The organism is Streptomyces carminius, from assembly GCF_002794255.1.
GTDB classification, from domain to species: domain Bacteria; phylum Actinomycetota; class Actinomycetes; order Streptomycetales; family Streptomycetaceae; genus Streptomyces; species Streptomyces carminius.
On the sequence record NZ_PGGW01000058.1, the window covers coordinates 169,800 to 184,862 of the forward strand.

Here is a 15,063-nt window from a genome sequence, read left to right on the forward strand (position 1 = left end):
CTGGATGGGCTTTTTCTAATCGCTAAGGAGACGAACTAGCTTCCGGAAGTGGCCATCCCTCTCCGCGATCTCTTCGATGTCAATCTCCGCCACATGAGCAAGAAATTTGTCCATCCTTATCGCGCTTTTCGCCTCACGCTTAGAAGCGAAACCCAGCCATTTCTCACTCCAGGGCCCGGCGATAACTCCCTCTGTTCGCCCCGCAACATACATGACATCATCGGGAAGCTGCTCGGCGGCACTCGACAGATCAGTGAAGATTACGACAGGCCCGACGCGAGATTCCGAAGCGGCCAGCGCAACGTTCGCAAGTCCCACGGAGCCCTGTGAATGAATTACGGTCAACTTCCGTGTCTTGATGCCTCTGGAGAGGAGATTCTGTGCGATTCCGCGGATAAACAACTCGTCGCGCATCCCTTCCACTACTACGGTGAGAGGCTTGTCGCTAGGTTCAACCGTTGCAATGTAGGGAACGAATACCTCCCCCAGTTCAGCTGCCAGGCGGAGCTTGTGTCGGAGGACGTTCCCGAACCCATGTGTCGCGGCGGCGAAAACGTCATCACGATCAAAAAGGAGCACGTTCAAATCCTTGCCTACGCGCAAGGCATCGACGGCGTCAGGGCCGTACTCCGACATGGAAATGAAGATGCCGATTGTTCCAACGAGCTTGCCGTCCACCTTTCCTTTAAACTGATAGATGGCGGATGCGGGAACCTGGTCTTTCCACCACTTCGCCTCGAGTAGGTGGAAGCGTCCCTCATGCATAAAGGAACCATCTATCTCTTCCCCTGCGGGTCGAAACGAGGTCCTCGGAAACATCCCCTCCGATGCGAGGAGCCTGTTCAACCATCCTTCGAACTTGCGCCCCCGCGCCTGTGGCGTCATTCCCTGGTAAAGCTTGGCTAGGTTCTCTAGTTCTTCACGCAGCGTCACAGGTGGAACACTACGAGCCTTTGGAGCCAGACCGCAGGCGTAGTTCGGAGAAGGTGCCGCACCCGCCCTCATGGCCGGTGTTCAGGGCGGCCAGGAGATCCGTCACCTCCGGCCCTCTCACCTCGCCGACCACCAGCCGGTCCGGCCGCATCCGCAGGGCCTGCCGCACCAGGTCCCGCAGGGTGACCCGGCCCGCTCCCTCCTGGTTGGCGGGCCGGGCCTCCAGCCGCACCACGTGGGGGTGGTCGGGGCGCAGTTCGGCGGAGTCCTCGGCCAGGACGATCCGCTCCCGCGGCCCCACCAGCCCCAGCAGACACGACAACAGGGTCGTCTTCCCCGACCCCGTCCCGCCACTGACCAGGAACGACAGCCGGGACTCCAGCACCGCCCGCAGCAGCCGGTCACCGCCCGGCGGCACCGTACCGGCCGCCGTCAGCTCCGGCAGGGCGAAGGCCCTCGGCCGCACCACCCGCAGGGACAGACAGGCGCAGCCGACCGCCACCGGCGGCAGCACCGCGTGCAGCCGGGTGCCGTCCGGGAGCCGGGCGTCCACCCACGGGCGGGCGTCGTCCAGCCGCCGGCCCGCCGAGGTGGCCAGCCGCTGGGCCAGCCGGCGAACGGCGGCCGCGTCCGGGAAGCGGACCGCGGTGCGCTCCACTCCGTCGCCCCGGTCCACCCAGACCTCGTCCGGCCCGGTCACCAGGACATCCGTCACATCCGGCTCGGCCAGCAGCGGCTCCAGCGGCCCGGCGCCGACCATCTCCGACCGCAGGGCCTCCACCACGCCCAGCACCGCGCTGTCCCCCAGCAGCCTCCCCTGGGCCCGCAGCGCCGCCGCGACCCGGGCGGGGGTGGGCTCGGCACCCGCCTCCGCGAGCCGCAGGCGTACCGCGTCCACCAGCGCCCGCGGCGCCTCCGGCCCGGCGGGTACGCCCGTTCCCAACGCATTCGCCCCAGGCCCCGTACGAGCCCGTGTACGCGCGCTCATACGGCCACGCTCCCCAGGCCGCCGGCCGGCGGCGCCCCGCCGCTCTCCGGCATCGCGCGGGCCCAGAAGCCGGCGCAGAACCGGGCCAGTGGACTCCGGGCGTCCGTGCCGGGCGGCCGTCCGGCGTCCACCGACGCCGACAGCCCCGCCTCGGTGGGAACCTCACCGGCGAGCCGCAGTCCGAGCAGCCGGGCGATCTCCCCGCCCGCCAGCCCCGATCCCGCGCAGCCGCGCACCACCGCCCGCAGATCCCGCAGCACCATGCCCGTACGGGAGGCCACCCGGTGCGCCGCGGCGACGGCCCGCAGCTCGGCGGGCACGACCAGCAGCCCCAGGTCGAGCTGGGACAGTGCCTCCGCGACCGACTCGTCCAGCCATCTCGGCAGATCGACCACGACCACCCCGCCGCGGCGTCTGGCCGCGCCCAGGACGGCGCGCACCGCCTCCGACGGGACGGCCACGCTGTCCCCGCGGTCCCAGCTGAGCACCCGCAGGCCGTGCAGTACCGGCAGGGACTCCTCCAGCGCCACCCCGCCGACCCGGCCGCGCGACTCGGCGAGCGCGGGCCAGCGCAGGCCCTCCGCCCGCTCTCCGCCCAGCGGAATGTCCAGGCCGCCACCGAGCGGATCGGCGTCGACCAGCACCGTGCGGTGCCCGGCACGTGCCGCCGTGACCGCCAGCGCGCAGGCCAGGGTCGAGGCGCCGGCTCCGCCGCAGCCGCCCAGCACCCCGACCGTCAGCGCCTGCCGCCCCACGCCCTCGGCCGCGTCGGCGATCCGCCCGGTGAGCCAGGGCTCGCCGTCCGGCAGGAACACCACATGCTCGGCGCCGATCCCCATGCCGCGCCGCCAGACCCCGGGATCGTCCAGATCCCGGCAGACGAGCAGCACGCCCGCCCGGCGTGCGGACGCACGCGCCGAGCGGGACAGCGGGCCGGCCCGGTCGTCGCCGACCAGCACCAGCGGGGCGCCCTCCCAGACGCCCGGCCCCGGTGGCGCCCCGTGCGCCACCTCCGCCTCCGCCCCGGCCGCGGCGCACAGCCGCAGCAGGTCGTCCAGCAGTTTCTCGTCCTCCGTGACGATCAGGATGCTTCCGGCCACTGTCCGTCCCCTTCCGGATTCGCACTCTCCAGTTCGCGGAAGATCCGCGAACGCCGTGCTCAATCACCGTGCCGGGGAACGGAAAAAATCGATGATCTTGGTCCAAATGCGTGGACAACTCGGCAGTTGTGAATAACTCGCTCACTCAAACGAGTAGCCCCCGCGCGCAGCTTGACAACTACACAGAGTGACGACGCGGAGGGATGCGGCGCTCGGCGCCCAGAGAGATCAAAGATGCAACATAAAGGGGTTTGGCAACCCGACATGCCCCCGGACATGCGACGACCCCCGCCGGGGGGGAGAGCGGGGGTCGTCTCCACGGCCGACTCGGGGGGGGAGGAGCCGGACCGGGGTAGCACGGTCGCGAACGATCCGTGACTTCCATGGTGTACCCGAGAGCCTTCTCAGGCAAACCCACACGCCCCACCTTACGCCGAATGGCGGGCGCCTATGCTCACCCTCGTGGAAAACCACTCGCTGCCGCGCACCGCTGCCTTCTTCGACCTGGACAAGACGGTCATTGCGAAGTCGAGCACGCTCACCTTCGGGAAGTCCTTCTACCAAGGTGGCCTGATCAATCGCCGTGCCGCGCTGCGTACCGCGTACACCCAGTTCGTGTACCTGGTGGGCGGCGCCGACCACGCCCAGATGGAGCGCATGCGCGCCTACCTGTCCGCGCTGTGCCGCGGCTGGAACGTCCAGCAGGTCAAGGAGATCGTCGCCGAGACGCTCCACGACCTGATCGACCCGATCATCTACGACGAGGCCGCGTCCCTCATCGAGGAGCACCACCTCGCCGGGCGGGACGTCGTGATCGTGAGCACCTCCGGCGCCGAGGTGGTCGAGCCGATCGGCGAACTGCTCGGCGCGGACCGCGTCGTGGCCACCCGCATGATCGTCGAGGACGGCCGCTTCACCGGCGAGGTGGAGTACTACGCGTACGGCCCCACCAAGGCGGAGGCGGTGCGCGAACTGGCCGAGTCCGAGGGGTACGACCTCTCCCGCTGCTACGCCTACAGCGACTCGGTCACCGATGTCCCGATGCTGGAGGCGGTCGGCCACCCGCACGCCGTCAACCCCGACCGGGCGCTGCGCCGCGAGGCGGTGGCCCGGGACTGGCCGATCCTCACCTTCCAGCGCCCGGTCCGCCTCAAGCAGCGGTTCTCCGGATTCGCGATGCCCCAGCGGCCCGCGCTGGCCGCGGCGGTGGCGGTCGGCACGGCCGCGCTCACCGCCGGCCTGGTGTGGTACGCGAGCAGACGGCGGGCCCGGTTCGGTACCGCCTGAGCACGCCGCCCGCGTCCCTTTCGACGACGTTTGAAGGTGAAAGAAAAGATCGGTGGGCAAGGGTTCCGATTCGTCCCGCCGTGGGGTACAAAGAAACCAACGGCCCGCGAGACCTGAACCGAATCGCATCCGAGAGGAAGTCCGGTACAGACAGAGGCCCCACGGACCGAGCATGGAAGCCGGGAACCCACGCGCAGCCGACCCGCGATAGGGCCAGCCGCACCAGGACCGGGCGAGATGCCCACCTGATGTCGGCGGATCTCATGCACGCCTGGTACCCCGGCGGACGTGCCAGCGACGGTGCCGACTCAACGCCGGTACCGTCGCACTTGTGTGTCCGCACCGCCCGTGCTGCGCCCGTGGCGCTTGCACAGTCCAGCCCGTCAGGCCGCCCCGCGCTGCAGCGCCTCGCAGACCGCCGTGCTCTCCCGCGCCCCCAGCTCCACCGCCCGGCCGCAGTGGGCGATCCACTCCGCCACGCCCTCCGGGGTGCCCGAGACATAGCCCGCGAGGGCACGGACGTACGCCTCGCCGCCCTGCTCGGCGTGGCCGAGCTCCGCCGGGCAGACGGATTTCGGATCCAGCCCGGAGGCGATCAGCACCAGCCGCTCCGCCGCCCGGGCGACCAGGCCGTTGTACTCGGTGAAGGGCCGTACGGCCAGCAGTTCGCCGTGCACCACCGCCGCCGTCACCAGCGCGGGCGCGGCGGTGCCCGCCACGATCAGCCCGGCCAGTCCGTCCAGCCGGGCGGTGACCTCGTCGGCGTCCAGCAGCGGGAAGCCGTCGAGCAGCAGCTCCGTCACCGGCTCGCCCGCCAGCCGCGGCCGCCCCACCGGATCGCCGCCGGACCGGGCCGTCTCCCGATCCCGTACTCCGCCGCCCGCCGCCACCAGGTGCAGCCGGGCCAGGACCCGCAGCGGCGACTGCCGCCACACGCCCAGCAGCTGCCCGGCCTCCGCCGCCACCCGCAGGGCCGCGCCGACCGTGCGGGCCTCGGCGTCCGCCCCGAAGTCGCTGCGCCGGCGCACCTCCTCCAGCGGCCAGTCGGCGCCGCCGAGCGCCGCGGAGGCCCGCGCGCCGCGCAGCGCCGCCTCGGCGGTGACCTCGGCACTGCGGCGCCGCATCACCCGGTGTCCGTACACCCGGTCCACGGCTCCGCGCATCGCCGAGACGGAGTCGGGGACACCGGGCAGCTCGCCCAGCGCGGCGAGGGGATCAGCAGTCGTAGACATGCCCCAGACCCTACGCAGCCGTGCCCGGCCGCCACGCCCCACGTTCGAGTGGTCTTCTTCACCCGGTCCCGTTCCCCGTCTCCGGGGCCCCGTGCACCTCACTACGCTATCGGTTATGAAAATCGCTTTCGCAGGAAAGGGCGGCAGCGGCAAGACGACGCTGTCCTCGCTGTTCGTCCGCCATCTCGCCGCCCGTCGCGTTCCCGTGCTGGCCGTGGACGCCGACATCAACCAGCATCTGGGCACCGCGCTGGGGCTGCCGGAGGAGGAGGCCGCAGCCCTTCCCGCGATGGGCGCCCGGCTGCCGCTGATCAAGGAGTACCTGCGCGGCACCAACCCGCGGATCCCTTCCGCCGAGGCGATGATCAAGACGACTCCGCCGGGCACGGGCTCCCGGCTGCTGCGGATCACCGAGGACAACCCGGTCCACGACGCCTGCGCCCGCCGCGTCCGGCTCGATCCCGGCGGCGCTCCCGGGCACGCTTCCACCGGGGCACCCGGCGGGGCCCCCGGTGACACGGTCCGGCTGATGGTCACCGGCCCCTTCACCGAGAAGGACCTGGGCGTGGCCTGCTACCACTCCAAGGTCGGTGCCGTGGAGCTGTATCTGAACCACCTGGTCGACGGGCGCGACGAGTACGTCGTCGTCGACATGACGGCGGGCTCGGACTCCTTCGCCTCCGGCATGTTCACCCGCTTCGACATGACGTTCCTGGTGGCCGAGCCGACCCGCAAGGGGGTGGCGGTCTACCGGCAGTACAAGGAGTACGCCCGCGACTGGGGCGTCGCGCTGCGCGTGATCGGCAACAAGGTGCAGGGCCCGGAAGACCTGGACTTCCTGCGCGCCGAGACCGGTGACGACCTGCTGGCGGCCGTCGGGCACTCCGACTGGGTGCGCGCTCTGGAGAAGGGCCGCCCCAGGCCGTTCACGGAGCTGGCGGAGGCCGACCGGGAGGCGCTGCGGGTGATGTACGGGGCGGCCGACGCGTCGTACGGACGGCGCGACCGGGAGCGCTACACCCGGCAGATGGTCCACTTCCATCTGCGGAACGCCGAGAGCTGGGGCAACGCGCGGACGGGCACCGACCTGGCCGCGCAGGTCGACCCGTCCTTCGTGCTGGGCGAGACGGCGGCCCGGGCGCCCCAGCCCGTCTGACGACAGCTCTGACGGTACCTCTGACGGCAGCCCTCGACCCGCACGACGGCTCTTTGGCGGGCGGCCCGCCCGCGGTGGTGCCGGAGCCCGGCTCCGGCACCACCACACCATCGCGGCGCCGTGTCCGTCAGCCGTGTGTCATCCGCGCGGCTTCCCGGAGCCGGAGGGGCCGGAGGGGCCGGAGGGCGGGGACGTGCCGGCCGTCGCCGGAACGGCCGGGAAGTTCCCCCAGCCGCCTTCCGGGGCCTCGCCGACGCCCAGGGTGCGCAGCTTCTCCAGGATCGCCGGGTCCTGCTCGTCGAGCCAGTCGACGAGCTGCCGGAAGGAGACGCAGTGCACGTCCGCCTTGGGGCAGATCTCCCTGATGACGTCCTCGACGGCCTTCATGTAGACGCCGCCGTTCCAGCCCTCGAAGTGGTTTCCGATAATCATCGGCGCCCGGTTGCCGTCGTAGGCCCGGTCGAAGCCGGCCAGCAGGCCGTCCCGCATCTGGCGCCCCCACCGCTCGCGCATCGCCGGGTCGCCGTCGACCGTTCCCGACTGGTTGGCGAGGAAGTTGTAGTCCATCGAGAGCGTCTCGAAGGAGCGGCCGGGCATCGGCACCTGCTGGAGCGGCAGGTCCCACAGATCGCCCTCCTTGTCGGGCCAGACCTGGGTGCCGTTGCCCGAGGAGTCGTAGCGGAAGCCCATCTCCCGCGCGGCCGGCAGCAGGTTGTCGCGGCCCTCCAGACAGGGGGTGCGCCCGCCGACCAGCTCCCTGTCGTAGTCGAAGGGGAGGGGCTCCAGGTCGTTCCAGCCGGTGGCGGTCTTCCAGTTCGACACGAACCACTTGGCCTGTTCTATCTCACTCTTCCACTGCTCGGACGACCAGTCGCCGACACCTCCCGGCCCGCAGAAGTGGCCGTTGAAGTGGGTGCCTATCTCGCTGCCGTCCAGCCATGCGCCCCGGAGCTGCTCCAGGGTGGCCCGTATGTTCTCGTCCTTGAGATAGCCGATGTCGGAGGCGCCGCGGCCGCGCCCGGGCGGCCGGTAGCGGTCGGCCTCCGATTCGGGGAGGAGGTATATCCCGCTGAGGAAGTACGTCATGTGCGCGTCGTACTTCCGGCCCACCTGCCGGAAGTGGGAGAAGAGCTTCTTGCTGTCCTCGCCGGCGCCGTCCCAGGAGAAGACGACGAACTGCGGGGGCTTCTGTCCGGGTTCGAGCTTTCCGAACCGGGGCTGGTTCGGCTGCGGGCCTATGTACGCGGTGGAGCCGTCGCCTATCAGCTTCGCCCGGGCCGGCTTCTCCGGCCGGGCCTCCTTGTTCGCACGCTCCTCCCGCTCCTCCTCGCTGCTCCCCTTGCCGCCCTCCGGCGCCTCCGGGGCCCCCGAACACCCGACCGCCAGCAGGGCCAGCGCGGCCGCTCCCGCGGCTCCCCTGACCAACCTCCCCGCAGTTCTCATCAGTTCCACCTCGCCCTTCATGTGTGCCTGCGGCCGATGCGCACGGCCTGCGAACAACCTCACACGCCCTCAGAGAGGCGCAACCGGCGCCGACGGTTCCCGGGCTCTTTTCACTCCGAGGCGTGAAGAACGAACCTGATTGCCCGGATCCTCTTCCTTGATCCTTTACGCGACATTACGATTCGTTTACCGAAACTTTCCGTAGTGACGCCCATACGGACCGTGAAACGACCCTGGACGGAGACGGTGATGTCCGCCTGCGCCCCTGCTCACTCCTCCGACGCCGACCCGCCCGGCCGGGCCACCCGGTCCGGCTCACCGGCCTCCCCGACGACTCCTCCGCCCCTTGCGGGCCCCCCGGCCCGATCCTCCGGCACCTCCTCCCGCTCCCGCGCCGCCCGACCGTACCGGCTGCGGGCCCGGCTGCCCGGCCCCCGGCACGGGGACACCCCGGGTGGCGCACTGGCCGCTGATCTCTCGGCCTCCGTGTCCGTCTTCCTCATCGCCCTGCCGCTCTCCCTGGGCATCGCCCTGGCCACCGGGGCACCCCTGCAGTCCGGCCTGGTCGCCGCGGCCGTCGGGGGCATCGTCGCCGGGCGGTTCGGCGGCTCTCCCCTCCAGGTCAGCGGGCCGGCCGCGGGCCTGACCGTGGTCGTCGCCGAGCTGATCCAGCTCTACGGCTGGCGCACCACCTGCGCCGTGACAGTGCTCGCCGGGCTCGCCCAGCTCGGCCTGTCGGCGCTGCGCACCGCCCGATCGGCACTGCTGATCAGCCCGGCGGTGGTGCACGGCATGGTCGCGGGCATCGGGGTGACGATCGCCCTCGCCCAGCTGCACATCGTGCTCGGCGGGAGTCCGGAGAGCTCCGCCGTCGCCAACGCGCTGGCCCTGCCCGGCGGGCTGGCCGGAGCACATCCCGCCGCGCTGTCGGTCGGTGCCGTCACGGTGGCCGTCCTCCTGCTGTGGCCGCGCCTGCCCGGCCGGGCGGGCGAGTTGACACGCCGGGTGCTTCCCGCCGCGCTGGCCGCGGTGGCACTGGCGACGGCGGTGGCGGTGCTCGGCGGTCTGCGGCTGCCGAGCGTGGATCTGCCCTCCTGGCGCAGTCACGCCCTCCCGGGAATGCCCGAGGGGCCGGTGCTCGGGCTGCTCGCCGCCGTGCTCACCGTCACCCTGGTCGCCTCCGTGGAGTCGCTGCTGACCGCGCTGGCCGCCGACAAGCTGGCCACCGCCCGCACCCTCCCGGCGCATCTGTCGGCGGTTCGGATCCCGCGCGCCGACCTGGACCGGGAGCTGCGCGGCCAGGGGCTGGCCAACACGGTGTCCGGTGCCCTGGGCGGGCTGCCGGTCACCGGGGTGGCGGTGCGCACCTCGGCGAACGTGCAGGCCGGTGCGGTCAGCCGCAACTCCGCCGTACTGCACGGGGTGTGGGTACTGCTCGCCGCCGGGCTGCTGGCCGGGCTGCTGGAGCTGATCCCGCTGGCCGCGCTCGCCGCGCTGGTGACGGTGGTCGGGGTGCAGATGGTCAAGGTCGTCCACATCCGCAGCGTCACCCGGCACCGCGAGGTGCCGGTGTACGTCGCGACGACGGCGGGTGTGGTGCTGTTCGGCGTGCTTCACGGGGTGGTGATCGGGGTCGCCGCCGCCGTCGCCGTCGCCCTGCACCGGCTGGCCCGTACCCGGATCGACTGCGAGAGCGACCGGGACGGCGGGACCCGCCGGGTACGGGTGCGCGGTCAGCTGACGTTCCTCGCGGTGCCACGGCTGAGCCGGGTCCTGAGCGGCCTTCCCGAGGGCAGCCGGGTGGTGGTGGAGCTGAGCGGTTCCTTCATGGACCACGCGGCCTACGAGACCCTGCGGGACTGGGAGATCTCCCACACCGCGCACGGCGGCCGGGTGGAGGTCACCGGCCGCTCCGCACCCTGCGTACGGGAACCGTCCGGCGCGCACGGCTGCACCCCCTGGACGCCCTGGCGCAACCACCAGTGCACCTGGCCGCGCCCCGTGGGATCCCCGGACGGCGGCTCCCCCGGCGGCTCCCCTGGCGACTCCCCCGGTGACTCCGCGGACGCCCCCGCCCGGGGGTCCGCCCGGGACCGGCTCCTGGGCGGGGTGAGCAACTTCCAGCGCACCACCGCACCCCTGGTCCGCGAGGAGCTGGCCCGGCTGGCGCGGGAGGGGCAGCGGCCCTCCCAGCTCTTCCTCACCTGTGCCGACTCGCGGCTGGTCACCAGCATGATCACCTCCAGCGGCCCGGGGGATCTCTTCACCGTGCGCAATGTCGGCAATCTGGTGCCACCGCCCGGCGCCGAGGCCGGTGACGACTCGGTGGCGGCGGCGATCGAGTACGCCGTCGAGGTGCTGCGCGTGGAGTCGGTCACCGTCTGCGGACACTCGGGCTGCGGCGCGATGCAGGCCCTGTCCGGCTCCGGAGCGAAGGCGCCGGGGGCCGCCTCCGCGCCGGGCCGTTCCCTGGCCCGCTGGCTCGGCCACGGCAGCCCGAGCCTGGAGCGGCTGACCGGGCGGGGCGGACCGGTCCCGCGCATCGTGGCACCCGGCCCGGTACCGCGCGAGTCCGACGAACTGGAGGCACTGTGCCTGGCCAATGTGGTGCAGCAGCTCGACCATCTGCGGGCCCACCCCTGTGTGGCACGGCGGCTGGCCGAGGGATCGCTGCGGCTGCACGGGATGTACTTCCATGTCGGCGAGGCTCAGGCGTACGTACTGGACCGGTCACCGGCCCGCCCCTCGGAGCGTGCGCCGGACCAGTCGCCGGACCGTTCACCCGACCGGCCACTGCTCCGGCCGGACGACCCGGACGCCCCGGACGGCTCGGAGGTGCCGGTCTTCACCCCCGTACGACCCGGTGTGCCGGCCGTCTGAACAGTGGCGGAGGCGGCGGACGACGAGGGCGGCGACGATGGACGAGAGGCCCGGAAACGCACCGTTCGACCGTTCACCGACCGCTCGCAGACGACCGTGCACCCCTGGCCGCAAGAGGTCTATACCACTTGGGGTGAAAGTCTTGTCAGGCAGCACACGGGCTGGTGAGCTAGGGCCTGGGACACACCGGACAACCCTGGGAAAGGGAGATGTCGTGAGCAACGAGAGCCTGGCCAACCTGCTCAAGGAGGAACGGAGGTTCGCGCCGCCCGCCGAGCTGGCAGCGAACGCCAATGTCACCGCCGAGGCCTACGAACGGGCCAAGGCGGACCGGCTGGGCTTCTGGGCCGAGCAGGCCCGCCGACTGAGCTGGGAGACCGAACCGACCGAGACGCTGGACTGGTCCAACCCGCCGTTCGCCAAGTGGTTCAAGGACGGCCGGCTCAACGTGGCCTACAACTGCGTCGACCGCCATGTGGAGGCCGGTCTCGGCGAGCGGGTCGCCATCCACTTCGAGGGCGAGCCCGGTGACACCCGCGCGATCACCTACGCGGATCTGCAGCGCGACGTCTGCAAGGCCGCCAACGCCCTCACCGAACTGGGCGTGCGGGCCGGCGACCGGGTCGCCATCTACCTGCCGATGATCCCCGAGGCCGCCGTGGCGATGCTGGCCTGCGCCCGTATCGGCGCCCCGCACTCCCTGGTCTTCGGCGGCTTCTCCTCCGACGCCCTGGCCACCCGTATCCAGGACGCCGACGCCCGGGTCGTCATCACCGCCGACGGCGGCTACCGCCGCGGCAAGCCCAGCGCCCTCAAGCCCGCGGTGGACGAGGCCCTCAGCCGTCCCGGCACCGAGAACGTGCGCAACGTCGTGGTCGTCCGCCGCACCGGCGAGGAGACCGCCTGGACCGAGGACCGCGACGTCTGGTGGCACGACCTGGTGGAGCGCCAGTCCGAGAGCCACACCCCGCAGGCGTTCGAGGCGGAGCACCCGCTGTTCATCCTCTACACCTCCGGCACCACCGGTAAGCCCAAGGGCATCCTGCACACCTCCGGCGGCTACCTCACCCAGACGGCCTACACCCACCACGCCGTCTTCGACCTCAAGCCGGAGACGGACGTCTACTGGTGCACGGCCGACGTCGGCTGGGTCACCGGTCACTCGTACATCGTCTACGGGCCGCTGGCCAACGGCGCCACCCAGGTGATGTACGAGGGCACCCCCGACACCCCGCACAAGGGCCGCTGGTGGGAGATCGTCCAGAAGTACAAGGTCACGATCCTCTACACCGCACCGACCGCCATCCGCACCTGCATGAAGTGGGGCGACGACATCCCGGCGAAGTTCGACCTGTCCTCGCTGCGCGTGCTCGGCTCGGTCGGTGAGCCGATCAACCCCGAGGCGTGGATCTGGTACCGCCACAACATCGGCGGTGACCGCACCCCGGTGGTGGACACCTGGTGGCAGACCGAGACCGGCGCCATCATGGTCAGCCCGCTGCCGGGCGTCACCAGCACCAAGCCCGGTTCGGCGCAGGTCCCGCTGCCCGGCATCGCCGCGACCGTGGTGGACGACGAGGCCAACGAGGTCCCCGACGGCGCCGGCGGCTACCTCGTCCTGACCGAGCCGTGGCCGTCCATGCTGCGGACGATCTGGGGCGACGACCAGCGTTACCTGGACACCTACTGGTCGCGCTTCAAGGACCGCTACTTCGCGGGCGACGGCGCCAAGAAGGACGACGACGGCGACATCTGGCTGCTGGGCCGGGTGGACGACGTGATGCTGGTCTCCGGCCACAACATCTCCACCACCGAGGTCGAGTCCGCGCTCGTCTCCCACCCGAAGGTCGCCGAGGCTGCGGTCGTCGGCGCCACCGATCCGCAGACCACCCAGGCGATCTGCGCCTTCGTCATCCTGCGCGGCACCGCCGCGGAGGACGAGGGCCTGGTCGACGAGCTGCGCAACCACGTCGCCAAGCACCTCGGCCCGATCGCCAAGCCCAAGCGCATCCTGCCGGTCGACGAGCTGCCCAAGACCCGCTCCGGCAAGATCATGCGGCGTCTGCTCCGCGACATCGCCGAGAACCGGACACTGGGCGACGTCACCACCCTCACCGACTCCACGGTGATGGATCTGATCCAGGCCAAGCTGCCGGGCGCCTCCGCCGGCGAGGACTGACCGGCCGGTCCCGCCGACAGCACAACGGACGCAGGGGCGTCCGGCCACCGCCGACCCGGTGTCGGTGGTGGCCGGGCGCCCCTGTCCCGTGCCGGCGAGACGGGCGGCGGAGCGCGGGCCGGGCACCGCGCAGGCACCGCGCGGAGACCGCGCAGGCACCGCACAGGAACTGCGGAGCGGGGTGAGATGCGCCTCGCCCGGAAGCCCACGGCTCGCCGCCGCGACGCCGGGGGCCCCGTTCCGGCATGATGCTGACCCACCGGCAGTGGGCCCGGTGGCCCGCGAGCGGCAGGCCACGAGCAGCGGACGGCACACGGCGGACGACAGGCAGCAGACGGCAGACCAGTGGACGACGAGAGGAAACAACCGATGAGCGCAGCCGACGACGGCCGCAGCATCGGGCAGCTGGTGGCGGCAGCCACCACCGAGCTGTCCGCGCTGGTGCACGAGGAGATCGCGCTGGCCAAGGCCGAGCTGCGGCAGGACGTCAAACGGGGTGCGATCGGCAGCGGCGCGGCCGTCGCGGCGGGGGTGCTGCTGCTCTTCTCGCTGCCCGTGTTCAGTTTCGCCGCGGCGTACGGCATCCACAACCTGGGGCTCGGTCTCGCCTGGTCCTTCACCATCGTGGGCGGGGTGTACGTGCTGCTCGCGGCCGTCCTCCTGCTGCTGGCCAAGAGCAAGCTCTCCAAGGTCAAACCGCCCCAGCGCTCGATCTCCTCGGCCAAGGAGTCGGCGGCCGTGCTGTCGAACGTCAAACCGCACCCCCGGCCCGTCCCGAAGGCGAGGGAGGAGCCCAGGGCCGTCGAGCACGTGTCACGCTCTTCCGCATGACCGACATGACGGGCCCGAGACGCATGGCAGACACTCCGGACACACCTCCCCCCGGCTCCCCCACGCCCCCCGGCTCCCCCGCGTCTTCATCCGTCGTCCGGATGGACGGCCCGTGGACACACCGGGACGTCGCCGCCAACGGCGCGCGCTTCCACATCGCCGAACTGGGCGAGGGCCCGCTGGTGCTGCTGCTGCACGGCTTTCCTCAGTTCTGGTGGACCTGGCGGCACCAGCTTCCCGCCCTCGCCGAGGCGGGGTACCGCGCGGTCGCGATGGACCTGCGCGGCGTGGGGGGCAGCGACCGTACGCCCCGGGGCTACGACCCGGCGAACCTCGCGCTCGACGTCACCGGTGTGATCCGCTCCCTGGGCGAACCCGACGCGACCCTGGTCGGTCACGATCTGGGGGGCTATCTCGCGTGGACGGCGGCGGTGATGCGGCCGAAGCTGGTCCGGCGCCTGGCCGTCGTCTCGATGCCGCATCCGCGCCGCTGGCGCGCGGCGATGCTGGGCGATCCGCGGCAGACGGCGGCCGGCTCATACGTCTGGGGCTTCCAGAGCCCCCTGCTCCCCGAGCGGCGGCTGACGGCGGACGACGGGGCGCTGGTCGGCCGTCTGCTGCGGGAGTGGTCCGGGCCGCAGGCCCCGGAGGACGACGTGGTGGAGGTCTACCGGCGGGCGATGTGCATCCCCTCCACCGCGCACTGCTCGGTCGAGCCGTACCGCTGGCTGATCCGGTCGCTGGCACGGCTGGACGGCTTCCAGTTCAACCGCCGCATGAAGCGCCCGGTCCGGGTGCCGACCCTCCATCTGCACGGCTCCCTGGACCCGGTGCTGCGCGCCCGCAGCGCGGCGGGCTCGGGAGAGTACGTCGTGGAGGCCCCCTACCGCTGGCGGCTGTTCGACGGTCTCGGCCACTTCCCCCACGAGGAGGACCCGAAGGGGTTCACCGGCGAGCTGCTCGACTGGCTCAGGGATCCCGGACCGGAGCGCTAGGTGTACTGACCTGTGAGGTTGGGGACGCGGCCGGCGGCG

General features: G+C 71.7%; 10 protein-coding genes and 1 pseudogene. 6 read left to right on the forward strand and 5 right to left on the reverse strand.

All coding sequences use genetic code 11. The features are described from left to right. Window positions 1-15: 15 nt before the first annotated feature. The 3 genes and pseudogenes from CUT44_RS17930 to ssd form a co-directional block, all read right to left on the reverse strand. Window positions 16-933, reverse strand: coding sequence for a restriction endonuclease (locus CUT44_RS17930; RefSeq protein WP_199185742.1), 918 nt, complete (start codon window positions 931-933; stop codon window positions 16-18). Between the two features lie 52 nt (window positions 934-985). After that, a pseudogene (locus CUT44_RS17935) lies at window positions 986-1,921 on the reverse strand (TadA family conjugal transfer-associated ATPase); the annotation flags it as partial. Beyond that, on the reverse strand, window positions 1,918-3,021 hold the full coding sequence (gene ssd, locus CUT44_RS17940; protein ID WP_100202889.1) for a septum site-determining protein Ssd: 1,104 nt from the start codon (window positions 3,019-3,021) through the stop codon (window positions 1,918-1,920). The gene ssd and the pseudogene CUT44_RS17935, both read right to left, overlap by 4 nt. A 450-nt stretch (window positions 3,022-3,471) precedes the next feature. On the opposite strand from ssd, the gene CUT44_RS17945 reads away from it, so the two are divergent. Continuing rightward, entirely contained in the window at window positions 3,472-4,308 is an 837-nt protein-coding gene (locus CUT44_RS17945) for an HAD family hydrolase (RefSeq protein ID WP_100202890.1), read from the forward strand. Window positions 4,309-4,691: 383 nt separating this feature from the next. Here the strand turns inward: CUT44_RS17945 and CUT44_RS17950 are convergent, their stop codons facing one another. After that, the gene (locus tag CUT44_RS17950; protein WP_100202891.1) at window positions 4,692-5,540 is read right to left on the reverse strand and encodes a Fic family protein; all 849 of its coding nucleotides are present in this window, start codon (window positions 5,538-5,540) and stop codon (window positions 4,692-4,694) included. Window positions 5,541-5,655: 115 nt separating this feature from the next. Between CUT44_RS17950 and CUT44_RS17955 the strand changes: the two genes are divergently transcribed. After that, a complete protein-coding gene (locus tag CUT44_RS17955; protein WP_100202892.1) occupies window positions 5,656-6,696 on the forward strand; it encodes an ATP-binding protein in 1,041 nt (346 codons plus the stop codon). 138 nt (window positions 6,697-6,834) lie between these two features. Here the strand turns inward: CUT44_RS17955 and CUT44_RS17960 are convergent, their stop codons facing one another. Next, a complete protein-coding gene (locus tag CUT44_RS17960; protein WP_100203052.1) occupies window positions 6,835-8,139 on the reverse strand; it encodes a polysaccharide deacetylase family protein in 1,305 nt (434 codons plus the stop codon). A gap of 249 nt (window positions 8,140-8,388) precedes the next feature. On the opposite strand from CUT44_RS17960, the gene CUT44_RS17965 reads away from it, so the two are divergent. The 4 genes from CUT44_RS17965 (at window position 8,389) to CUT44_RS17980 (ending at window position 15,024) form a co-directional block, all read left to right on the forward strand. Beyond that, window positions 8,389-11,019 (forward strand): SulP family inorganic anion transporter, encoded by a 2,631-nt coding sequence (locus tag CUT44_RS17965; RefSeq protein WP_100202893.1) that lies wholly within the window; start codon window positions 8,389-8,391, stop codon window positions 11,017-11,019. 214 nt (window positions 11,020-11,233) lie between these two features. Beyond that, window positions 11,234-13,198, forward strand: a complete 1,965-nt coding sequence (acs, locus tag CUT44_RS17970) for an acetate--CoA ligase (protein WP_100202894.1) — start codon at window positions 11,234-11,236, stop codon at window positions 13,196-13,198. 369 nt (window positions 13,199-13,567) lie between these two features. After that, window positions 13,568-14,029, forward strand: a complete 462-nt coding sequence (locus CUT44_RS17975; RefSeq protein ID WP_100202895.1) for a phage holin family protein — start codon at window positions 13,568-13,570, stop codon at window positions 14,027-14,029. Between the two features lie 23 nt (window positions 14,030-14,052). Further along, window positions 14,053-15,024 (forward strand): alpha/beta fold hydrolase, encoded by a 972-nt coding sequence (locus tag CUT44_RS17980; RefSeq protein WP_100202896.1) that lies wholly within the window; start codon window positions 14,053-14,055, stop codon window positions 15,022-15,024. Window positions 15,025-15,063: the final 39 nt, after the last annotated feature.